The 23,636-nt window shown below is 35.1% G+C and carries 22 protein-coding genes and 1 pseudogene; 9 read left to right on the forward strand and 14 right to left on the reverse strand.

Annotated features, from left to right (window positions below; genetic code table 11):
• Window positions 1–214 precede the first annotated feature (214 nt).
• Window positions 215–1,210, forward strand: a complete 996-nt coding sequence (locus C7Y47_RS20080; RefSeq protein WP_142510371.1) for a PLP-dependent cysteine synthase family protein — start codon at window positions 215–217, stop codon at window positions 1,208–1,210.
• Window positions 1,211–1,288: 78 nt separating this feature from the next.
• Here C7Y47_RS20080 and C7Y47_RS20085 read toward each other — a convergent pair whose 3' ends face one another.
• From C7Y47_RS20085 to C7Y47_RS20095, 3 genes are all read right to left on the reverse strand, one after another.
• Window positions 1,289–2,281 (reverse strand): zinc-dependent alcohol dehydrogenase family protein, encoded by a 993-nt coding sequence (locus C7Y47_RS20085; RefSeq protein WP_142510372.1) that lies wholly within the window; start codon window positions 2,279–2,281, stop codon window positions 1,289–1,291.
• Window positions 2,282–2,529: 248 nt separating this feature from the next.
• Window positions 2,530–3,213: a VOC family protein gene (locus C7Y47_RS20090; protein WP_142510373.1), complete on the reverse strand. Its 684-nt coding sequence runs from the start codon at window positions 3,211–3,213 to the stop codon at window positions 2,530–2,532.
• Window positions 3,214–3,299: 86 nt separating this feature from the next.
• The gene (locus C7Y47_RS20095; protein ID WP_142510374.1) at window positions 3,300–3,638 is read right to left on the reverse strand and encodes a cupin domain-containing protein; all 339 of its coding nucleotides are present in this window, start codon (window positions 3,636–3,638) and stop codon (window positions 3,300–3,302) included.
• Between the two features lie 107 nt (window positions 3,639–3,745).
• Between C7Y47_RS20095 and C7Y47_RS25065 the strand changes: the two genes are divergently transcribed.
• A complete protein-coding gene (locus C7Y47_RS25065) occupies window positions 3,746–3,907 on the forward strand; it encodes a hypothetical protein (RefSeq protein WP_185903546.1) in 162 nt (53 codons plus the stop codon).
• A 9-nt stretch (window positions 3,908–3,916) separates the two neighbouring features.
• On the opposite strand, the gene C7Y47_RS20100 is transcribed toward C7Y47_RS25065, so the two are convergent.
• On the reverse strand, window positions 3,917–4,669 hold the full coding sequence (locus C7Y47_RS20100; RefSeq protein ID WP_142510375.1) for a GNAT family N-acetyltransferase: 753 nt from the start codon (window positions 4,667–4,669) through the stop codon (window positions 3,917–3,919).
• Between the two features lie 409 nt (window positions 4,670–5,078).
• Between C7Y47_RS20100 and C7Y47_RS20105 the strand changes: the two genes are divergently transcribed.
• The 3 genes from C7Y47_RS20105 (at window position 5,079) to C7Y47_RS20115 (ending at window position 6,952) form a co-directional block, all read left to right on the forward strand.
• The gene (locus tag C7Y47_RS20105) at window positions 5,079–5,951 is read left to right on the forward strand and encodes a cation diffusion facilitator family transporter (protein WP_142510376.1); all 873 of its coding nucleotides are present in this window, start codon (window positions 5,079–5,081) and stop codon (window positions 5,949–5,951) included.
• Between the two features lie 134 nt (window positions 5,952–6,085).
• Window positions 6,086–6,220: a hypothetical protein gene (locus C7Y47_RS25860; RefSeq protein WP_255505278.1), complete on the forward strand. Its 135-nt coding sequence runs from the start codon at window positions 6,086–6,088 to the stop codon at window positions 6,218–6,220.
• 318 nt (window positions 6,221–6,538) lie between these two features.
• On the forward strand, window positions 6,539–6,952 hold the full coding sequence (locus tag C7Y47_RS20115; RefSeq protein ID WP_255505281.1) for a GNAT family N-acetyltransferase: 414 nt from the start codon (window positions 6,539–6,541) through the stop codon (window positions 6,950–6,952).
• Window positions 6,953–7,201: 249 nt separating this feature from the next.
• Here C7Y47_RS20115 and C7Y47_RS20120 read toward each other — a convergent pair.
• Window positions 7,202–7,645: pseudogene (locus C7Y47_RS20120) on the reverse strand (GNAT family N-acetyltransferase).
• A gap of 645 nt (window positions 7,646–8,290) precedes the next feature.
• Here C7Y47_RS20120 and C7Y47_RS20125 point away from each other — a divergent pair.
• Together C7Y47_RS20125 and C7Y47_RS20130 are read left to right on the forward strand one after the other, a co-directional pair.
• Window positions 8,291–9,325, forward strand: a complete 1,035-nt coding sequence (locus C7Y47_RS20125; protein WP_142510377.1) for a YdcF family protein — start codon at window positions 8,291–8,293, stop codon at window positions 9,323–9,325.
• Between the two features lie 311 nt (window positions 9,326–9,636).
• Window positions 9,637–10,161 carry a SpoIIIAH-like family protein gene (locus C7Y47_RS20130; protein ID WP_142510378.1) on the forward strand — a complete coding sequence of 175 codons (525 nt, stop codon included), beginning with the start codon at window positions 9,637–9,639 and terminating at the stop codon, window positions 10,159–10,161.
• A gap of 182 nt (window positions 10,162–10,343) precedes the next feature.
• On the opposite strand, the gene C7Y47_RS20135 is transcribed toward C7Y47_RS20130, so the two are convergent.
• Window positions 10,344–11,075 carry an alpha/beta hydrolase gene (locus C7Y47_RS20135; protein WP_142510379.1) on the reverse strand — a complete coding sequence of 244 codons (732 nt, stop codon included), beginning with the start codon at window positions 11,073–11,075 and terminating at the stop codon, window positions 10,344–10,346.
• Window positions 11,076–11,592: 517 nt separating this feature from the next.
• On the opposite strand from C7Y47_RS20135, the gene C7Y47_RS20140 reads away from it, so the two are divergent.
• Complete coding sequence (locus C7Y47_RS20140) at window positions 11,593–12,219, forward strand: exosporium glycoprotein BclB-related protein (protein ID WP_142510380.1); 627 nt, start codon at window positions 11,593–11,595, stop codon at window positions 12,217–12,219.
• 382 nt (window positions 12,220–12,601) lie between these two features.
• A complete protein-coding gene (locus C7Y47_RS20145; RefSeq protein WP_142510381.1) occupies window positions 12,602–12,757 on the forward strand; it encodes a YjcZ family sporulation protein in 156 nt (51 codons plus the stop codon).
• Window positions 12,758–13,203: 446 nt separating this feature from the next.
• Here the strand turns inward: C7Y47_RS20145 and C7Y47_RS20150 are convergent, their stop codons facing one another.
• From C7Y47_RS20150 to C7Y47_RS20185, 8 genes are all read right to left on the reverse strand, one after another.
• Window positions 13,204–14,583, reverse strand: coding sequence for an aminotransferase family protein (locus tag C7Y47_RS20150; RefSeq protein WP_142510382.1), 1,380 nt, complete (start codon window positions 14,581–14,583; stop codon window positions 13,204–13,206).
• A 186-nt stretch (window positions 14,584–14,769) separates the two neighbouring features.
• Window positions 14,770–16,074, reverse strand: a complete 1,305-nt coding sequence (locus tag C7Y47_RS20155) for an APC family permease (protein WP_185903547.1) — start codon at window positions 16,072–16,074, stop codon at window positions 14,770–14,772.
• 775 nt (window positions 16,075–16,849) lie between these two features.
• A complete protein-coding gene (locus C7Y47_RS20160) occupies window positions 16,850–17,665 on the reverse strand; it encodes a helix-turn-helix transcriptional regulator (protein ID WP_255505282.1) in 816 nt (271 codons plus the stop codon).
• 728 nt (window positions 17,666–18,393) lie between these two features.
• Window positions 18,394–19,887, reverse strand: coding sequence for an aldehyde dehydrogenase family protein (locus tag C7Y47_RS20165; RefSeq protein ID WP_142510385.1), 1,494 nt, complete (start codon window positions 19,885–19,887; stop codon window positions 18,394–18,396).
• Between the two features lie 174 nt (window positions 19,888–20,061).
• Window positions 20,062–20,448: a 5-carboxymethyl-2-hydroxymuconate Delta-isomerase gene (locus tag C7Y47_RS20170; protein WP_142510386.1), complete on the reverse strand. Its 387-nt coding sequence runs from the start codon at window positions 20,446–20,448 to the stop codon at window positions 20,062–20,064.
• A gap of 13 nt (window positions 20,449–20,461) precedes the next feature.
• Complete coding sequence (locus tag C7Y47_RS20175) at window positions 20,462–21,250, reverse strand: fumarylacetoacetate hydrolase family protein (RefSeq protein ID WP_142510387.1); 789 nt, start codon at window positions 21,248–21,250, stop codon at window positions 20,462–20,464.
• Window positions 21,251–21,284: 34 nt separating this feature from the next.
• Window positions 21,285–22,043, reverse strand: coding sequence for a fumarylacetoacetate hydrolase family protein (locus C7Y47_RS20180; RefSeq protein ID WP_142510388.1), 759 nt, complete (start codon window positions 22,041–22,043; stop codon window positions 21,285–21,287).
• A 33-nt stretch (window positions 22,044–22,076) separates the two neighbouring features.
• Complete coding sequence (locus C7Y47_RS20185; RefSeq protein WP_142510389.1) at window positions 22,077–23,633, reverse strand: solute symporter family protein; 1,557 nt, start codon at window positions 23,631–23,633, stop codon at window positions 22,077–22,079.
• Window positions 23,634–23,636: the final 3 nt, after the last annotated feature.

Here is a 23,636-nt window from a genome sequence, read left to right on the forward strand (position 1 = left end):
TCGCATAGGAGCATAGTCAAGAATAATCCGTATTTCTCGTAGTACTAAACCAAGAAAAATTATTTTGTAGATTTGATTAATTATTTTTTTCTATTGCTACATTTAATACTTCTATTAGTGATTTTATTGCTTATATGGATTTATATTGATATGATTCCACTAATTCCTACAAAAAAAGTTTGTTAAGTAGGTTAAATTTAAGGGGTTGATTGGGATGGGTCAAATTGTAACGAATAAGATTAAACAATCTATTACAGAATTAATCGGTCATACACCACTTTTAGCATTAAATCAGTATGTAAAAGAGCAACAGCTAGAAACCGAAATCATTGTAAAGCTAGAGTATTTTAATCCTGCTAATAGTGTGAAGGACCGTGTTGCTAAAGCGCTGATTGAGGATGCTGAAGCTCGTGGCGTGTTGACAAAGGATAAAACAATAATTGAAACAACTAGTGGCAATACAGGTATTGGTCTAGCAGCAATTGCAGCTGCAAAAGGCTATAAGCTTCGAATTTACATGCAGGATGGTGTAAGTGAAGAGCGAACAAAGGTAGTTAAGGCATACGGAACGGAGGTTGTACCATTTTCAGATGTCCCAGAAATGGTAGCTGCCTTTGAGGAAACAGATGGTGACTTTGTTGAAACGATTAAAGTATTTCGAGAAACAGTCGTTGAACACGAAGAAAATGTTGTATTTTTAAATCAGCTTGATAATGAGGCCAACCCAAATATTCATAAGGTAACAACTGGTCCTGAGGTCTGGGAGGATACGGACGGACAAATTGATATTTTTGTAGCAGCAATTGGCACAGGTGGTACGATAAGTGGTGCTGGTGCATATTTAAAATCTAAAAATCCAGCTATTCAGATTATTGGTGTAGAGCCTGCTGTTAATTCCATTGCAACAGTTGATAATCCAGATATCATTGAAATCACAGGTGTTCACCGCTTCTCCGATGCTGACGAGGCTCGCGTGCCATCGAATGTTCATTTAGAAATAATTGATGAAGTACTCGAAGTGGAAACTGCACAAGCTTATGAGGCGGCACGTGCTGTTGCAAAGTCAGATGGTATATTAGTAGGGACTTCATCAGGTGCTGCTTTATTTGCCGCCACAGCCCTTGCAAAACGTCCAGAGAACAAAGGGAAACGGATTGTCGTTATCCTACCCGATACTGGTCTACGATATTTATCTACAGATTTATTTTAGAAACAAGCGCATCGAAGAATACGCAGTAGCTTAGACACCCTAAAAACGAAGGGTAAAATGCATTACCCTTCGTTCGTATCAATAACTTGTTAAAAAAATCTTTCCTTTAGTATTGTTAGACGATTCAACGGCCGCTATCGCATTTTTAATGTCTAACAAATCATAATGAGAATCCACTGCCATCATTTTTAACTTACCACTATTAACTAGATTGATTAAGTGATGAAATGTACTTTGCCATCTTTCTATCGAGACTTGCTTGTTCCAATGACGTAAATGGAACATATTTGCCTTTATATTTGCCTCTTTAACGATTCTTTGCCAATTCACTTGTACACCTGATAAAAGACCAATCGCTAAAAAATTCCCTCCAGCTTTCAGACAGAAGGCAAGATCGTTGCCTGCTGTTCCCCCAATAGAATCAATAGCGGCATTGGCCCCATTGCCATTTGTTAGTTCCATTACTGTCTCATAGAGCGGTGCTACTGAAGTATCTATTACATAGGAAGCGCCAAGCTGAATTAAATCGTCCGTATGTCTATTATTTCTCGTTATCGCGATTAGTTGAAAACCTAACAATTTTGCTAGCTGAGCAAATATGTGTCCAATTGCGGACCCACAAGCATTCACTAATAAAACATCATTTGGCTGCAATTGTAATATATCCGTACAAGTTACCCAAGCTGTCATTGGATTGATATACATTTGCGCTGCAGTAAAATCATCTATAGAATCTGGAATAAGCACTGCAAATTCTGCACTTGTTTTTACAATCTCCTGCCAAGTTCCTTCTCCTCGTAAAGGTAATACACGCTTTCCAATAAGATCCTGAGAAACATACGGACCTACATCCCCTACAATACCAACCCCTTCATAGCCTGGAATAGTTGGTAAAGAAATTCGATGAGCATAACTCCCCCATATTGGTATTAAATCTGAAGGGTTAATAGGTCGTGCCAGCATTCGAACAAGAATTTCTTGTTCTTGAGGGGGGTGAATCGTTTTATTTTCAAACTTTAAAACTTCCCGAGGGCTTCCAAATTCATATAATTTAATGCTTTTTGCTTTCAAAAAATTAACTCCTTTATCATTGATTACTAGCATTTTTTGCAACTACTCCAACATGAAACCTTCCGGAGGGGTTTTCCTTATCCTCACCGATTATTCGTCTTCAGCAATCGGGCTTTTATGAGCGGTTTTTCTCCCGCTTAATTTCTTAGCTATTGCGAATATTAAATATTCCCCCTAATCACTTTTCGAATAAATATACTTTTTTATTCAATGACAATTATAAGGAGATTTAATGGTCTGATGGTGTTTTAAAGCTGTGAAATGGTAAAATCACCGTCTTCGGTCATACATATTTGCAAGCTTTTATTGATTTCTATCTTAATAGGACTAACAATTGCTTTTTTGTTAGAAAAATACCAAACACGTTCACTTGGTCCTAAAAGTAAATTTGCTCCATCCTCATAATTCCCCATAAACGTGAGAGCATTTGAGCGAATTTTGTTATGATTCATTGGAGTTATACCGTATTCTTTTAAACTATCAGCTACTGAATAAATAGCATCCGTCGTTAAATTCATTTCGGCAATATTTAGTACATTCTCGGGTGAAAAATACTCTACATCTTGTTTTGGATTTACTTCCTGCCTTGAAATGAGCTCAATAATATTTCCTTCCGGATCATAAAAATAACAAGAATGAGCCTTTAATGTATCAAAATATACTTCATCCTGTCCCTCTGAAAATAATAATTCTGCATATTCTTTTACCCATCTTTTCGCTTGTTTAAATAAATTACATGGAATATTTAACGCAAAATGATATTGTTTTTTTACCAAATACGGTATTTTTTCAAAAGTGACAACACTTTCACCAACAGCTATATCAAAAAAATTATCCGTATTCTGTATTAATGAAAATCCTAAATGATTGCAGTAAAATTCCTTCATTTTATGTACATCATACACATATAGTGTCACCTTTGTAATCTTCATTCGTAAAACATCTCCTTTGCAATTGTTAGCATTTACTATACTTACTAAAATAAATATCCACCTCATGCAAAATAATGAAAATTACTTTATAGTTGGATACGATCCCCTCTGCTATTTGGTTGTGAAATGACTAAAAACGCTACCTCTTCTTCCGAATCATTACGCATCTGGTGCGGTTTAAGGGGCGGCACTTCAATTCCTTCATTCTTTTGTAACACCATTCGTTCTCCGGCGATATCCATTGTTGCTGTTCCAGATAGTACAAAGAAAAATTGATGTGCATGATGGTGATAATGATTTACCTCTACTGTTTTAGCAGGCATACGCTCATGAATAATACTGAGATCATTATTCTTCACTAAATGCCAACCATCACCTTGTTCTCCCCAGCTGTAATGTTCTGCATACTGTTTGCTAATTTTCAAAACTGATATCACCTTCCTTTTATTTTGATTATTATGGATATTTTCCTAATATTTCTATAAAATATAAAATAAGTATTTTAACTATTACCCAGTAGGGAGTGGGATCGTTGACTATCAAAAAACAATTGCTGGGCACTGCTCTCGGCTATGTGCTGGCATTATTAATTGCCTATATCTTTTTCGATTATTTTTCCTGGTCGTTTACTCTAGGTTCTATTGTAGGCATTTGTTTATTTGCGCTAATTTTAATGTTCATGAAAAGGAGATAAATCCCCTTTTCATAAAGTATTTAAAATTTTTTCGAACTTCTTTGCACTCAGTATTTCATGTGTTATAAAATGACCATTGTAAAACAATCCAAAGGTTGTCCATATGATAGGTGCATTCTGTGCTTCATCTTTCGTCCTTAGTTGATATGCATGAAAAGGAATGCCCTTTTTCTCAGCCAATTTTTTCAAATCATCTATAACGCCAACTGCAAAAGGGCATTGGGCAGTGAAGTATATCACAATACCACTGTTATTAGATAAAGCATTTTTCACATGCAGTTTAAAGGAAGGATCGTCGGCACAATCGTTAAATTTATAGACAGCTAGCTGAAAATAAGGTGCTGCTTGATCTACCATTTCAAATCCCAAATGTTCAAAAAAACGCTTATCACTTAGAAATGGAAGCTTTTTCTCTCCTACTATATGGACGATGCCATCCATCCTTTGCGCTAATGCATCTTCCTTACACTTTTCAATCAATTGTCTTGCATGGTTTTGATTTTTGAATTTCCCTGAAACCCATAGGCAATTGATATACATATAATTCGGTGCATCGATAGGAACCCAAGCTTGATTTGCCGGTAAATATTCAATAAACACTTTTGCCCGGGCGTTTAAACGATAAAAAACTAGCCCCTCATCCATACGGTTCATCAACCATTCTTTCTTTTTCTTTACCGCTTCTTCGTATTGCTTTGAACCGAGTGCGCAACATATATGTTCCTGTTCAATATTGTTTCTAGTAATTTGAATATAATCCACTTTACTATCCGCCTCTTTACTAATCTAATTTGATACTACTATTTTAGTATATCGAAGGTAGAAAATGGATAGCAATTTCTTTTCTTTTTTATTATCTATTATCTGGATTTCACGACCAAAAACGAACAATTATCTATATTGATATTTAATCCTTGGAATTAAATTTATCACTTTAATTTCTTAAGTAAACCTTATCGCATTTTCACATAATATAGTCATTATTCTTTTCTCGCTTTATTAGCATACGATTTTAACCCAAACACGGTTGTATGATGCATTAAAAAGATGGTTATATATTTTTCCTTTATACAACTTTTTTTCACACTTGTCATTTAATCGGAGTTAGGAAAAAACGTTGCTATAGACCCACTCAAAGTTTACTTGGTATCATATTATCAGGAGGTGATTTCTGGTGAATTCATCAAAAATTGCATTTTTATCAGTTTTAAGTAATTCTACTGTTGTCATATTAAAAATTATCGTTGGATTGTTCACAGGATCAGTTGCAATTGTATCGGAGGCAATCCATTCACTTCTAGACTTACTCGCCTCTTTTATTGCCTTTCTCTCCGTACGGATTTCCAGTAAACCAGCCGATAAAGAACACCCCTACGGACATGGAAAGGTTGAAAATATTTCAGGAACAATTGAAACACTTTTAATTTTTGTTGCTGGGATTTGGATTATTTACGAGTGTATTCATAAAATTATCGCTCCCACACCAATAAAACTCCCAGTTTTAGGAATACTGGTCATGTTATTTGGCGCCTTGATTAATTTTTTTGTATCAAAAATTGTTTATAGAACTGCAAAGAATACTAACTCTGTTGCCATGAAATCAAATGCACTGCATCTACTTACAGATGTCTATACATCATTGGGTGTTGCATTGAGTTTATTGATTGTCCATTTAACTGGTTGGTACATTTTAGATCCGATCATCGGAATATTATTAGCAAGTTATATTATGATGGAAGCTTTCAAACTGATGAAAGAAACATTTCCTCCTTTAATGGATGCACGATTATCTATGGAAGAGGAAGAACAAATTATTCAAATTATTGAATCATTTAAAGAGGAATATATTGAGTATCACGATTTTCGAACTAGACGTTCTGGGGCGGAAGAATACATCGATTTCCATTTAGTCGTAGCATCAAATGAAAGCATTGAAACCGTTCATAATTTATGTGATCGTATTGAAGAAAAGATTAATACCCACTTTCATCAAGCCAATATTCTGATTCACCTAGAACCGGAGAATGAAAAAGTAAATGAATGATGCCAATAACCAGGTTTTTTTAAAAGTACCTGGTTATTTGTTTTATCGCTAAATACATTTAACTTTTTTCTTTTATTAAAAGGACGATGCTATTTAGACGTCCCCTGCCAACAGGCACTGAAGAGTTGCATGAGTTGATTACATATACTTTTGCAAAAGAAGGTCTTGCAGGGCTCTATGATGGTCAAAAAGACGACTGGGAAAAAAAGCATTATGTACTTTACAATGGGATTTGGAAAGTCAAGGAGAGAAGCGATTTTTCTGGTTAACAATTGACAAGGACACTGAGGAAATTATTGGAACAATTGAATATGGAGTAGCAAATAACTTGATTCAAAAAACGATAAAAGAAGATCTAACAGAATAGGATCAAAGTTACTTCAAAAAATATTCACTACGCCAGAGAGTAAAAATATTAAAGGTTTTTGCTTAGATAGTGGATACAAACAGGCTCAATCTTTTTGGCAAAAAATCTTGGGGAAGCCAAACTTTTTACTGAAGAGCATTATTGATGAAAATAGTATCATCTGGTTTGGTAACGAAATTTCCTATTATAAAAGAGGAGGAAAAAAGGAATGTAATACAACATTTCTCAAGAGAAAAATGAACGTAAAAAATCTTTAATTAATCATAAGCTTTACGAATACAATTTAAATCATTTCCCAAAAGATCTAAGAGGCAAATATCAAGAAATCAACCTGTTCCTTACAGATGAAAATGATCAAATCCGTGGTGGCATATTGGGAGAAGTTTGTTGGAATTGGTTAGAGATACATACACTTATGATCGATGAGGATATTCGTGGATTAGGGCTTGGATCTAAATTGTTATTAGAAATTGAACAAATTGCTTTAGATAACAAATGTGATTTCATAAAGGTCGATACTTTAAGTTTTCAGGCTTTAGATTTTTATCAAAATCACGGATATCAAATCTACGGTACATTGGACAATGTCGGAAGAGATTATAAACACTACTATTTAAAAAAGAATCTATCATAGGCTTACAAAATTTCCTTGTAACTATTTGAAACGAAGAATGAAAATTAATGAACAGATGTTTTTGCGAGAAAGCGTAGCGTCAGCAGGAGATGTTGGTCACTCAGTCGTGTGTTGCTGTCGCTTCGCTTTCGATACAGAAAATAATTGTAACTGTCATTTCACTTACGTTCAAAAAAATTTGCTGAAGGGAAGTTAAATTTCTGATCGTTGTACTAAATATATATGATGAATTTTATTAAAAATAAATGTCTACTTTTCCTTCATAAAACCATTTTTTTCAGCCACACGAATTGATGGTCCATTTTTAGGTTCAATAATACTTATTAATTTATCTTGTCCTAACTGTGAAAATCCATATTCCACACAACTTTTAGCTGCCTCAGTTGCGTATCCTTTAGACCAATATTTTTTATGAATATGGTAACCCACTTCAACTTCAGTTTTTCCATCTACTACTTGTTTAACGAGGCCACAATCTCCAATTAATGCATTCGATTCTTTTAAATATACTGCCCATAAGCCATATCCATCTTCTTGATATCTTTGTTTTTTTAAAAATCCAATTTTTTGTTTGTTCTAAATTAAATGGAGACGGATAATAGTTTCAGCATCAGAAAAAATGGAGTAAAGGACAGAAATATTGTCATCTTGTAATTCTCGCAATTCTAACCTTTCTGTTTCCATAATTATCAATTTAGTTCACTCCTTAAATATGTAAATTATTGATCCCTATGGATTATCACCAAAACGTGTGGTTGGATTCCGTTCCGACTGGCGCTTTGTTGCTGCCGCTTCGCTTTCGCACAGAAAACATTTGTTGCTGACGCTTCGCTTTCGCTACAGAAAACATTTGGTGCTGCCGCTTCGCTTTCGCACAGAAAAAACATTTGTTGCTGACGCTTCGCTTTCGCTACAGAAAACATTTGTTGCTGAAGCTTCGCTTTCGCACAGAAAACATCCGCTGCGCTGCAGAGTCTCAGGCCAACACGATGTTGGTCACGAAGGCGTTATCACAGGATGTGATGCTTTTAGCCTTCGTTCCTCTATCGCTGATCCCCGAGGAGTCGCCCAGTCTCCACTCCAATCAACTATTTACATAGTAGACGTTTTAACAAAAGTCATCCACAAATTTTGGTGATGAACCATCCCTATTCTAGTTTATGATAATCATTCCATTTTTACAAAAATATATATTTATTCCAATCTGTCAATTAACAATATTTTTTAAGATTTATGTAAGGATTACGAAAAAAGAATGTAATTTCAAAAATCTATGCTAATATATAGGAGTTTAAAAATAAAACGATCAATACTATATAGGCGAGGTGTAGGTTTTTTATGTATTTTGGGATTATTCCGCTTATCCTATTTTTTATTTTTTTGTATTCTTACTTGAAAGATCCCAGAAAGATAGTAAATGGCTTTTTATTTAATATTTTTTTCTGTTCATTTCTTTTATTTTGTACGATTGTTTCTTTAGCATCTGAAAACAATACTATAAAGCTTTTAGTTATTATTCCTTTAATAGCCCTTTTCTTTATGATACCTTTTGGAATTGTAGCTTTAATGTTCGGCCTATTTCTTAATGCAAGAATTTTAATGAAAAGGGAAGGAAGACGCTTAGCAAATTCCTTAACATTAATTGTAGCTATTATTATTTTATTATTTATTGTCATGCCTATTATTAGTCCATCCAGTTTGTTATCTAATATATTTCAGCCTGTTTTTGGAGGAATATCGCTTATTGCTTGTTATTTCTTGATTCATTTATCCAACTTTCTATCTGCATATTTTCTCTATCAGTTTAATAAACCAAAGTATAACCAAGATTTTATCATCGTGCTAGGCAGTGGTTTAATTAACGATAAAGTACCACCACTTCTTGCAAGTAGAATTAATAAAGCTATTGATTTTTATCAAAAACAAGCAGCGGTTAACGCACCACCAACAATTATTTTCTCTGGAGGACAAGGTCCCGATGAAAATCTGCCTGAAGCGGAAGCGATGCAAAAATACGCTGTTGAAAAAGGCATTCCTCTTGAGCATACTGTGCAAGAAAATCGTTCTGTAAACACCTATCAAAATATGTTATTTTCGAAACGGATTATGGATACGTTAAAACCAGATGGTAAATACAACAGCATCTTTACAACGAATAATTTCCACCTTTTCCGTTCTGGTCTATACGCTAGACAAGCTGGCTTGAATAGCCAAGGTATCGGCTCAAAAACAGCATTTTATTATTGGCCCAACGCAATGGTTCGTGAATATGTTGCAATTATTGTAATGGGGCGAAAAAGACATATGAAAATTGTTGGGACAATTCTTGGAATTTCTCTACTCCTTTCTTTATTTGGCTTATTATTCTTATAGTTAAATAAAAAAATGATCAACAAAGGGTACTGAATTGTAATTTCTAGTACCCTTTTATTTGTCGTTGACAGTAGATGTTTTCCTCCTGTAGCCATAAATAGAACATGTAACAATACTTTCGTACATAACACCTATTTTAATGCGAAGACCAAACTTCATTTTGATAATTTAAACTGCTTCGACAAATCGGATAGACAAAATGAGTTGTTTTCATTTAACTGTCAGCATATTTATAAATAAATTTCTCATAAAACAGACATTGAAAAGTTGCATAGTGGTGTTTAACTAGATTATTGAGGGAGTGACAGTGAATGCACTTACAAAAAAAATCGTCTTGGTTTCTTGCATTATTAACTCTAGTAGCGGTTATTTCAGTGTTTTCTTTGTTGGATTCACCAAAACAATCAAAAGAGGCTATTACCTTGACAGAAGAAGCTGATCAAAAAGCTGCAATACAGACTGTTTCGAAGGAAGTATCTTCTTCTAGCCCTTTATTTGAAGAAACTCGCCTACAAGTTAGTAACGAAAGAAATCAACTTCGCCAAAAGTTAACGCAAAAAATAACGTCAGGTGAGTATTTTGTTGACGAACAAAATACAGCGTCTATGGAAATCGATACTCTCCATAAGGAAGAATCTACAGAGGCAATACTTGAGATGCAAATCAAATCATTAGGCTTTCCCGATGCTTTAGTACGAATAGAAGGAGCAAACATTTCCGTAACTGTGGTGGCAAATAAATTATCAAAATCTCGAGCAAATGAAATTATTTATCTGGTAAAAAAAGAATGCGAGGATGCCAATGTGCAAGTAAAATTCGGTGCAAATAATTATTAAAAAATGGAAAAAGGGGGTCTTCATTTTATTTACGAAAAACTGCGCCACGAAGGGATCTTTTTTAGTGGAAATACTGTTCAAAGACTACAGCCCCCTCTTCAGTAATAACATCGAGCTGTATTTTCTACATATAGCTTGGGATATGACATCATTTGAAGTGGTCTTTTTATAAAGATTACACTTCAACAATTAAAAAATTCCAAAATGTCCTTTACTAGTTCTTCTTGATCTTTACCTAATGTCATTAAATGCTTGGATTCTTTATAACCTTTTATCTTTTTTACATTTGAATTGACATTATTATAAAAAACATTAGCGCTATGTGAGTACAATTCATCGTCTTGTTCACCATAAAAAATTGCAATTGGAACTAATATTTTATCAAGATTTTGAATGGTAGACTTAATGAATTGTTGAAATACAATTAATGTATCTAAGGGCATTTGATTAAACATATCAATTTCTTGAGAAATTTGAAATGTAGACTTCCCCTCTACTTTTTTGTAATTGTATGCGTAATTTATAATTCTTTTTTTTAGTCGTTCTGGCTCTCTATCGATCGGTACTGATAATACAATTGCTCGCTCTATTTTTTCTATCTCTGCAAGTTTCAATGTAAATATCCCGCCAATAGACAAACCTATAACAGAAATTTTTTGGCATCCCTCGCTAATTAAAAATTGATATGCATTCACAACATCTTGCCACCAGTCATTTACATTATATTGTAGTAACTGTTCTGGAGCACAGCCATGTCCTCGGTAAAGTGGTGCATAGCATGTGTAACCTTTTTTATGAATTTCAATAGCAACCTTTTTCATATCTCTAGTATGGCTTGTAAACGAATGTAAAAGTAATACAGCGTGATTATTGCCTTTTAGGTAAATTTCTTTAGCAGGAAGTATCTTTATCATAAAACCAAACCTTTCTACATAAATACTAATTCTCAGTATAAAGATACTTTACCCAAGTAGCCAATTATCTAAAGTACCTGTCTTTTAGATTGTGGAAGACCATCACACTAATTTCAATATGGCAATTAGAAAATGGCTAAAACGCTCTTAGTGTTTGGAACTAGCTCATGAAAATCCTATAAGGGGTTTTATATGTCTGTGTATTTCGCTCATTCAGCCAGTTTAAAACCGTACTGGACGTTCACTGTGCGCTTTATTCTTCACAGAATCGCTCAACATTCTTATGCCCCTACAAATAACAAATATAGCTCTTAATGTTAAAGTAGCTATAGTAGAAAAAGTAGATGCTTTATCTATTTCTATAAACGATTAATACAACTACAGAGGCATCTTCTTGTTCATTTAGTTCGATAAACGCCTACCGCAAGAGATGCATTACAAGAGTATTATTATCAAGTTAATAGCCCTCCTCCCTTACTTTCTCGGACATATCATAGCGATGAAAGGAGAAAAATTTATGTGTATTAATAAAGATAATTGTAATTGTTTATCAACGAGAAAAGAATGTGATAACTTTGGACCATTTGTGGCTAAAAATTTAAATTGTATAAATTTAGAAATCGAGAACAGCGAAGAAAACAACGGCGGTTCAATAATTCCCTTTTCCTCCGGAAATACACAAACTGTAGTTGAAAATATACTCGGCAATAATCTTGCTAGTCTTATAGGGTTTGGTACTGCTATAGACCTTGTACCTATTGCAAATAATACAATTAATTTAACTGGACTATTAACTGAAGCCTTCACCGTCCCACGTGCAGGAAATATTACTGCTATTTCAGCCTCATATACTGCATTAGGGGGACAGGTTGAATCAGGATCTGTCACAATCCGTGCTCAAATTTTTCGTGCCCCTATAGGAAGTAATAGTTTTACAGGTACAAGTGCTAGTGTTGATTTAGCGCCAACAATTACAGAACCTATACCTTTAGGTCTTTTAGTATTTGCATCCGCTAATATTCCACCAGTACCAGTAGCTCCAGGTGACCAATTATTAATGGTATTTTATATTTCTTCATTACCAGGAGATACTACAGTTGACCTTATTCTTGGTACTGCAAGTGCAGGAATTACTATTGTTTAAAACTTCTAATTGGATGAAGTGGAAGTTTTACAAATGAACATGCTATCTCCATTCCTATATTAGTAGCTGGGGTGCTGCGATTTCATATATATAAACAAGAAATTTAACTTCTTTCAGCAGAAGCTAAGCTGCAGTATCTTATTTCATTACAGTGTTTATTTTTAATATATTTCACAGGCTATTCACTATGCAAAATAACTTTTACTTCATAGTAATAGTAATGTAAAGCAATTATCCTCCTTTTGTATAAAGGGTCACTCCAATCCCAAGTGACCTTTTTTTTCTTATCCCACAAAAATATTGCTAGCTTTATTTGACTGGATGAATACCCCACTCCTTCTCTACAGCCTACATACTATATATTGTAGAAAGGAGGATTTTTATGGGATACTATGGAAATGTAGGTAATTTTAATTACTCCTGTGGCTGTTATGGTGGCTATAGCCGTGGCAACGGTTCATCATTTACGCTGATTGTTGTTCTATTCATTCTTCTAATTATTATCGGCGCTACTTTCATAAATAATGAAAACTGTTAGCATATCCGTACAAAACTATCAGTCTTTCTCACCTCTTTAAAGGGTCGCTTCCTGCCTAGTGACCCTTTAATCGTTTCTTTCCTCATCTTGTGCAGTTACTTTTTAGGATCTATGCATTAACATAGTCGATGTTTACATGACCATTACTGGCGTTCAGCTGTCGAATTCTATTAATCTAGAATCTATTCTGTTCGAGGAGAGTGTTTCTCATACGCGGATATTCAAGGATCGGATCATGGGTAATAATAAATTACTGAATTATGTAATTATTAAAATACATGAAAAAGGACACTTCCTATACTTAGGAAAAGCGTCCTATAATTGAATAATGATCAACTTCTATTATCTGTTAAGTAACAGCATTGATAAAATGAGCATTGAACTCTTCAGGAAGTTAGATATAGTACTTTACTATTAATAGTCTTAATAGATTTAGCTAGGGTGAATTAAATTTGTTTTTCGAACCTTTTAAGAGCCTCAGACATTCTGTTAATAATCTCTTCAACCTGTTGGCTTGTAATAATAAGCGGTGGAGCAAGAGCAACCGTATTTGTTCCCTTCCAATCGAAGTAACGTAATTGCAGCCCTAAGTCCATGCATATATCAGTATACAGAGCTGCGGCATGTACCGAAGGGTCAAATGAGATGCCGTTTTCTGGATCTTTAATTAGCTCAATACCGGCCAGTAGTCCAAGACCTCTTACATTCGTTATATGTTTATGATTGCTTTCGAGATACTTAAGTCCTTTTAATAACTGTTCACCGCGAAGCCTACTATTCTCAATAATTTGATCTCTTTCTAATATCTCAAGTGTCTTCAAGCCAACCGCGCAAGCCATCGGATGTCCACTATATGTGAATCCATGGAACATCATTTCATCTGATTGAATAAATGCTTCTCTTACATGCTCTCTCATAATTACAGCCCCTAGGTGAGCGTAGCCACTTGAGATTCCTTTTGCAACACATAAAAAGTCCGGAACAATGTTCCAATTATCTACACCAAAGGTCTTTCCGGTTCTTCCAAACCCGCAAATCACCTCATCTGCAATAAGCAAAATGTTGTGTTCGTCACAAAGTTTGCGAACAGCTTGAAGGTATCCGTCAGGAGGGAACCTTACCCCGCCTGCACCTTGGATTGGCTCCAGAATGACAGCTGCTATAGTGTCGGATCCTTCTAATTCAATTATCCCACGAATAGAACGCGAGTAATTTGGATCACTTTTGTCACCAAGTTCTGCATTCAAAACATGCGCTGCAGCTGTAAGGAAGTTCGGAGCATTGGAAGTCGTAAATTTGTTGAATCCCTCGATTCCGGTAGCACTTGTGGCACCTACTGTAACCCCATGGAATGATTGTTCAAGAGAAATAATTTTAGTTTTCTCTGGCTGGCCTTTTACTTTCCAATAAAAACGGGCTAATTTAAATGCTGTATCATTAGATTCCGAGCCTCCCGATGTGAAGAAGCAAACATTCAAATCACCAGGTGCTAATGAGGCCACTTTTTGTGCTAAAAGGATAGCGGGCTCATTGGATTGTCCGCTGAATGAAGAGCTGTAAGAAAGTTTTAACATCTGCTGTTTTGCTGCCTCAGCAAGCTCTTCATTTCCATAGCCAAGGTTAACATTCCAAAGCATCGAAACCCCATCAATACGCTCTTTCCCCTCTATGTCTTTCAAATAAATTCCTTTGCCTTCTGTAAAGATTGTTGAAGGCCCTAATAAATAATGAGCTCTCGGCGGTGTAGTTGGATGCAAATAATGTTTTTTATCAAGTTCTGATAATTCCAATTTGCTTAGGTTTTTTCGCTTTGTAACGTATTGCATATTTTATTCCTCCTTTAATAGACTAATATAATCAAGCTTTCCTAAGTTGCGATATCAACAAATCTTTCCAAGAATAGGGATATATAAATAGCCACATTTTTTCATTTCCTTTGGTACACCAATAATTATTTGTCTCTCTCCTTGCTCACGATATTTTCTGAATGGGTATAAAGATTGTTATTTTATTTAACTAATATTCTGCCCTTCTATATCTGTTATGAGTTTCTTGGATTCTTTTGAATACATAGATCGTATCGCTAAATAACAAACACCAATTCCCATCCAGATAAATCCGACCATTTTCCCAGCTGTTGAAAGCCCCCACAAGATATAAAGACAAACCGACATCCCAATTAACGGAATAATCAAATATTTAACGATATTTTTTTGCTTATTTTTTAAATAGTAATGATTAATTACACAAATATTCACGAAAGCAAATCCTAATAATCCACCAAATGCAACTAAGTCGGATACAATTTGCAAATTCAAAGATACTGCACCAATAATTCCGATTATTGACATTAATAAAATATTATTAATCGGTGTTTTATACTTTGAATGGATAAAGCTAAAAAATTTTTGAGGGATGACATTGTCACGTCCCATCCCCAAAAGCAGACGACTTGAAGCTGATTGGCTAGCTAAAGCGCTTGCAATTCCAGATGCGATAATCGTAAGTGTAATATAAGTCTGGAGGAACCCTCCCCCTATCTTCTCTAAAACGTTGAAGAAGGCTGTGTCGGGATTATCAATAGCTAAATAGTTTCCTACAAGAATCACTGCTAAATAAGTGACGGAAACATAAAATACCGTTTGAATGACACAGGTAAACATAATGGCCAAACCAATTTTATTTCCCTCTACGTTCGTCTCTTCAGCCAAGGTTGTAATAGCATCAAAACCTAAGTAAGCGACAATAACTATAGCTGCCCCGCCAATAACTGCTCCTATGGAAAATGTATCACCATCATAAATTGCCTTATAGTTTATGAACGATAAATCACCCGTTATAATAAAGTGACTTGCGCTGAAAACGAAGGCAATCACCGCGATAATCATGAAGAGCACTAAAACTGAATTCAACTTAGTAGCTATATCAATTCCAATTATATTTACAAACGTGATTGGGATAGCAAAGATGAGAACCCAACCCCAAACCGGGATGCTTGGTACAAGGGCGTTTGCAAAACTTGCACTGATCAAAAAAGTTAGCATGGGTATCAACAAATAATCAAGGAGCATTCCCCATCCAGCTATAAATCCTATTTTAGGGTGTAGCGCTTGATGGGCGTAGGTATAGGTTGAGCCCGCAACTGGGTAAGCTTCAACCATTTTACCGAAACTGTACGCCGTAAATAACATTGCAACAAAACCAAGAACATATGAGAGGACAGAATGGCCCTGAGATACCAATGTGATAATTCCAAACATTGACATCGCTGCAACTGGTGCCATAAAGCCAAGACCAAAAATAACTAAATCTCGCATCTTTAAACTTCTTTTTAGACTTTGCCCATCTGATAAAATTTGAATGTTCTCTCTTGACTTTTGTGTTTCTATAATCCCTACCCCCATTGGCGTTATTATAATTTTGTTATTTATACAAAGCGTTACCCTCCATACCAATTCAAAACTTTTTTATTCACATCAACCTAGGTATGTTTTGTCTAACTGTACATTCCCATAGCCGGCACTCCTAGTTCACGTTCGAAACCATTTTGTTTTATCCCTTCGAAAGATGTTGCATGGTTTAAAAAAACTGTATACATTTACCCAAACTGTTTCTACTTTTATAACACGGGCCATTCGATAGCACGCTTTAAATCATTGATCCAAACCCCAGATGCTAGCACCCATAAAAAGTGTCATTTGCTTTTTCCAGGGCATCCGCTTCATCTCGGCCTAAAGCCTTCCTAGGAGCTCTGTAAGGTCCACAACTTCTGGTTAGGACTCGGGTAATACGGCATTTACGTTCTGCCTAATACAACCTCAACCCAATTACCACTTATAAACAGTTCGTATTTTTTCATTTATCTGACTCCCCTCTTTTGTTTGGTTGATTGCCAATTTTTCCTTTGAGCTGTAGTAGGAAAAATAAGCACTCTTTATATTAATTACAGATTATCAGATTAAGATAATTTGATATTGTAAAAATCGGAACATTTCAAATTTTTATCCACCAATTCTTCAACTATGCGCATACCGGGTGCACTAAAAAAAGCAATTACTACATAAGTAATTGCTTTAGCTTTACAAACATTATTTAGCTGGTTTTCAGGCAACTTTTTTGCCCAGTTAATTGATAAGGTGTCATGCATCCAAAGTTTCGAAACTCATGAATTAAATGGGCTTGGTCATAATAACCATTCTCATGAATAACATCATTTAACGTAAAGTGGGTTGTCCTCAGAAGCATATTTAGGGATGATTGAAATCTTACTATTTGGCTAAATAATTTTGGGGAAATACCAATATGGTCTTCGAATTGTTTTCTTAAATATCTAGTTGAATATCCTACTTCTTCTGCCAGTTGAGTTATAGTAATATTACCTCTTGTCGCGTATATATTATATAATGCTTGTTTTATTAGTTTAGATGATTTATCAATCTCAAAAATTTGACTTCCCAATATTTCATTGAATATATTGACTCTCTCCATAAAACTTTCGCCGGTTACTACCCGTTCTAAAATATTCGTATTTACAGGAAACATTTCATTTAAGGAAATTTCTTTATCTGTAAGGTCTTTTATACCGAATTTTAGTTTCTTAATATCTAGGCATGGCAGAAAACGAATACCAAAGTATGTACTGTTTGGGAGAAGGTTAATCACTCTACTTTTAGTAACGCTTCCGCAAATATTACCGTAATGCTGATCACAATTAATGAGAATATCGATACACCCATCCGGGATAACAGAAATTTGATTACTTATCCCTCCCATTTTAAATTGGTAAAACAGAATAGATGGTTGATTTGGTTTAATTCTAACTTTTTGTTCAGTATAGTAATTTGTCTGAAATTCAAAGTCAGGCTGAGACGGCAAGTAACTAATTATTTTCGAATTTAAAGGATTCATCAACTTTATACCACCTTTAACACAAATTAGTAAACGCTTACAAATCGATGCTTAATATGTGATAATTTCCTCGGTTAATCGAAGAACAGCTAAATCAACGGTTTACTTTGAATGAAAGTTGCTAATGTTGTTGAAAGATTTCTTTCAGAAAAGAAATTTCTTCTTGGATTACCTAATTCATAACTTGAAAAAAAACCTCTTTACGAACGTTCGTAAAAATTAGTGTAATAAAAAAGGAAAAATAATCAACGGGACTTTTAGAAAATTTCGATAATTAATCATCCTCCCTCATTGTTTCTAATTTTTTATTTGAAGATGGCTATTTCTTTATTGTAAATCTAGAGGTAGACTCAATAATTGAAGAAGTTCTTTCTTCATACCCCAATGTATTTGAAGCAAATGTTTTGGAGTTCCTGTTCCAATTAAAGGCCTTTTATTCGATAAAAAATTCCAATAGATATTGTAAATTACATTTGACTCCATATAAAATTCTTTAATTCTTTAGATGAATATCCAAAAACAAATAGCAGGAAAATTTTAAAACAGCCATTAAGAGCGCTTTCCCATTCATAAACATTATCGATCACTAATTTAAAAGCCTGTATTCCTTATCAACTCAAGGTTACAGGCTTTTCTAACAACAGGTTTATTACCGGTTCTATAATTTATTGAGAAATATCTTCAAATCTTTAATTCGAGCTGTAAGTAATTTGAAGTTCGCTGCCATCCTAAAACGGATAATCTAATTTACTCGTCTGTACAGATACCCATTTCGCAACAGTAAACTCATCTACAATCCATTCATATCCAAAACGCCCAATTCCACTTTGTTTCACTCCACCAAATGGTACATTTCCTTCTAACACTGCAGGCATATCATTTATATGTGTTGTACCAGATTCGATCTCAAGGGCTAATCTTTCCCCTCTTTCTAAGTCACTAGTTATAATGGCAGAGGATAATCCATATTCCGTGTCATTAGCAAAACGAATGGCCTCTTCATCATTTTCAGCCGGAATAATTTGTGCAACAGGACCGAAGATTTCACAAGATGCAAGACATGAATCATTAGGTACATCAACAAATACAAATGGAGAAATAACATTCCCTGTACGGTCACCTTCTACGGCAACTTTTAATCCACTTTCCTTTGCTTTATTAACTAAATCCATAATTTTATCAGCTTGTTTTTCATTTATAACAGGTCCAATAATTGTGTTAGGGTCCTTGGGGTCTCCTACTGTTAATCCCTTTACTTTTTCTACGTATCTAGCAACAAATTCATCATAAATATTTCGATTAACAATAATTCGGTTTGTAATCGCACAGATTTGGCCACTATGCAAAAATTTCCCGAAGATGGCGACTCTCACTGCTTGTTCTACGTCGGCATCTCCTAAAACTACTAAAGGATTATTGCCTCCTAGTTCTAATGCCATTTGTTTTAATGTTCCGCCTGTTACCTTATTAATATGTTTTCCTACTGCAGTTGATCCTGTAAAACTGATAAACGAAGAATTCGTATTTAACAGGAATTCATCTCCTGATTCTTGAAGATCGGTTAAAATTGAATTAAACACTCCAGCAGGAAGTCCTGCTTCTTCGAAAGCCTTTGCAAAAACTTGCCCACCAACTATTCCAACTTGGAGATCTGGCTTATGAACAACACTGTTCCCGAGAGCAATGGCAGGGAAAATTGTTCTTGTTGCCATGTTAAATGGAAAATTAAAAGGTGTGATGGACGTAATAACACCTAAAGGTAATCGATATACACGGCTAACCTTTCCTGGTGTAGTAGATGCATAATTTTTGGGTGTGTATATTTCATCAACCATCTTAATAGAATCTTTAATGTCACTAACCCCAAAGCCAAACTCAATATGAGCTTTAAGTAGTGTTCCACCTGTTTCTCGTGTAATTAATTCCAAAATATATTCTTTATTTTTCTCTAAATAGTCTAATGCTTTCGTTAAAACCTCTCTTCTTTGTTCTGAAGTAAATTTAGCCCATTTCTTTTGTGCTGCTTTTGCTTTGTGATAAGCTTCTTTTATTTGCTCTACATTCGCTAATTCTACAGATGTAATAGTTGACTGATCATATGGATCCTTTATTGAATACGTTCTTTTACTCCCCCCCTCTACCCATTGACCTCCAATATAACTTTTGTTTAGTTTACTTGCCCATTCAATGCAGTTCACATCTAAAGCCTGGTTCTTTGTCATTTAAAGTCCCCTTCCAGAAATGAAAATCTATACTTAACGCGATGTAATCTAAATTGTAGGTGGTGTTAATTGTTTTTTATTGTAAAAAGCGGAACTACCCTTATCAGGATGAAAATGGCTAATAGAAAAAAACAAAAGAATGGGAACGAATTACAGATAGGGCTAACAGCCTTCTTACTTTTTAAAACGCTTATGAATATTGTTATACTTGTAAGTTCCTTCCTCACTGAATTCAATCAATTCCATCGATAATGCCAGATATCGACTAGTAAATAGATCAGCAAAGTGATCCTTGATTACTTCGAAAAGTTCGTCACAAGTTTCTTTCTTATGTTCAGTCGATCTTCCCGCCCCAATTTTTAATATAGCATGAACAAATGCATCATCTTCTGCTCCATCTGCTACTCGGTAATCTTGAAGTTCAATTGCTCTTGATCGAATCCCTCCAGTCGGAAAAAGATTACTACGGCTAATCAAAACATCATTCACTTTTTTTAGCAAATTTGGAATGTCTGCTTCTTTCTTTATGTTATCGGTATACTCAACAATAAAATGCGGCATGTTTTCATCCCTTTCACTGACTAAAAATGGCGTTATCACTTTCAGTTCTTAAGAAATGTTTTTCACTAATAATGGTATTTACTAGTCGTCCTACCCCTTCAATTTCAGTAATGACTTCATCTCCTTCCTTTGTATCAACTAAGCCCTCAGGCGTTCCAGTAAGGATAATATCGTTTTTATTTAATGTCATAAAACTACTTAAATACGCAATCAATTGCGGAATACTAAAAATCATATCTTTCGTTGTGCCTTCCTGCGTCACTTTTCCATTTACATAAGTACGCAATGTAAGCTTCATAGGATCTTCAATATCTTTTGCATCGACTAGCCATGGACCGATCGGTGTACAAGTATCTCTATTCTTTACTTTTAAGTTCGGACGATAATAGTTTTCTAAATAATCACGGATGGCATAGTCATTTGCAACGGTATATCCTGCTACATAATCATAAGCATCTTCTTGTTTAATGTTTGTCCCGGAACGACCAATGACAACTGCAAGTTCACATTCATAATGCATATTGGTAGCCTCAGCCGGTCGGTAAGTCTGACCTCGATGACCAATAAAAGTATTAGGACCTTTTAGAAAAACTAAAGGTTCTGTTGGTGCTTGAAAAGCAAGTTCCTTTGCATGATCTGCATAATTTAGTCCTAAAGCAAAAATGGTTCTAGGTTGGACAGGTGGTAGCCAGACAACTTCCTCTTCAGAAACAATTTGTCCATTATCTAGTTTCAGGTGACCATCATTTGTTTCAATTGCGTGATGAATAACATCCTGAAATACTACACGTGCATGTTTCATAATAATCGCGCTCCTTTACCAAACAATGAGATTCTCATTTAACTGTATTTTCTAAATAACCGATTCCATCGATTTCAATTCGTACCAGGTCTCCCTCTTTCACAAGCGGGGGATTTTCAGGTACCCCAACCAGTAAAACATCTCCCCCATATAGCGTCATAAATTCCGAAATTTCAGAAATTAATTGTGATACAGGACGAATTAAATTGGCCGTTGTATTCTTTTGTTTTAATTCATCGTTAACGAATACAGTAATCGTCAAGTTATTAGGGTCAGAGATTGCATCGCGTTCAATAATCCATGGACCTACAGGGCAAAAATTATCTCTCGCTTTTTGTTTAACAGCTGGTCGATAAAAATTCTCATGCGGAATACTCACATCATTTACAATGGTGTATCCTAATACATGATCTAAAGCTTTTTCTTCTGTTACACGAGTAGCCTTTTTCCCAATGACAATGCCTAATGAGGCACCTATTTGCAGATGTGATGTATCCTTGGGTAATGGAATGGAAGATTTAAATCCAGTAATGGTGTTCACCGGTTTTATATATAAGACAGGCGCTTTGGGAGGCTGGTTATAAGGTTCTTTCGTTAACGATGAACCTAATGCCTTAAGCTCGCCACTATAATTTAATAAAGCCCCATATACTGTACCCGAAATTGGCGCCTCCAAAGAGGACTGCCCTAAGGTTAAATTTCTATCACCGAGAATAATTGTATTGCTTTGAGGATCTACTTCCACTCCTTTTGTATGAAGGGTTTCACTAAATTTAATAATTGCCTTACTCATAACGATTCACTCCTCTCTTAAATTCGTAAATTCTTAATGATTAGCTACACCTTTAACATCATTACCTATATTTGCCTTAACGATAATTTCTGAAAAATTATCCTCTACATTTTTTGACTTACTGGCCCCTATTAATGTACCAATATAGCAACCTAAGAAACCTAATGGTATTGAAAGAATTCCTGGTGATGCAAGAGGGAAAATAGGTTTACCAGTAAATAAGGCTACACCTGGTTCTGGATTCCAAACATTTGGACTTAACATTACTAGACCAATCGTGCTAATTAATCCAATAAGCATCCCAAAGATTGCTCCAGTTTTGTTGAACTTTCTCCAAAAAATAGTTAATAAAATAACTGGTAAGTTCGAACTCGCTGCTAATGTAAGAGCGATTGATGCTACAAAGGCAACATTAAAATTTTGCAAAAATAGTGATACAGCAATGGCGATAGCAGTGATGACAATCGATGCAAGACGTACCATAAACATTTGCTGTTTTTCGGTTGCTTTCCCGTCTTTTAAAATTTCGTTATAAAAGTCATGGGAAAATGCTGTTGCTCCCGTAACTACAATTCCCGCAACCACTGCGAGAATAGTAGCAAAAGAAACCGCAGAAATGAAAGCAAACATAAAATCTCCGCCAATATACTTTGCTAATAATGGCGCTGCCATATTCCCTGCTGGGTTAGCCTCTATAATACTCGAAGTTCCAACTAGCTTCGCTGCGCCAAACCCAAGGAAAATGACCATAATATGGAACATGCCCATAATCCACATAAGCCAAACAACTGACTTTCTGGCAACCTGAGCATTAGGTACAGTTAAAAAGCGAACTAATACATGGGGTAGGCCTGCTGTCCCAAGAATGAGCCCAAGTGTTAAAGAAGCTGCATCCCAACCGTTTTTATATTTTAAACCTGGATTTAAGAAATCAATTCCAAAAGGAGTGGCGGTTTTCATATCCGTAAAAATGCCAATAAAATTAAAATTAAATTTCCACATAACCATGACAAACAAAATAAAGGTTCCACCTACTAAAAGAACTGCTTTAATAATTTGAACCCAGCTTGTTGCGGTCATTCCTCCAAATAAAACAAAAGCTAACATAGCAACACCAACAATAAGGACTGAAATATTATACGGAATACCTAATAATAATTTGAATAAAGCTCCTGCAGCAACGAGCTGTGCAAGCATATAAAAAACTGAAATGATTATTGTATTGAAGGCAGTTACACCTCGTACTTGTTTAAACTTAAATCGAGCAGTAATCATATCACCTAACGTATATTTCCCAAGATTTCTTAATGGTTCTGCAACTAAAAATAAAATGACTAGAAACGAAACTAGGGCACCATACATGAGGAAAAATCCGTCATATCCCGTTAAAGAAAAGGCTCCAATTAACCCCAAAAAGGTAGATGCAGACATAAAGTCTCCAGCTAAAGCAAGTCCATTTTGCCTAGCAGTCAGACCACCTCCAGCTGTATAAAAAGAACCTGCCGTTTTTGTTTTTTTGGAAGCATAGTACGTAATGAAAAGTACCCCTATTGACATGAGTACAAAAAGAAGAATAATATCCCATCCCATATG

It is taken from the genome of Lysinibacillus sphaericus (assembly GCF_006864135.1).
Lineage (GTDB): Bacteria > Bacillota > Bacilli > Bacillales_A > Planococcaceae > Lysinibacillus.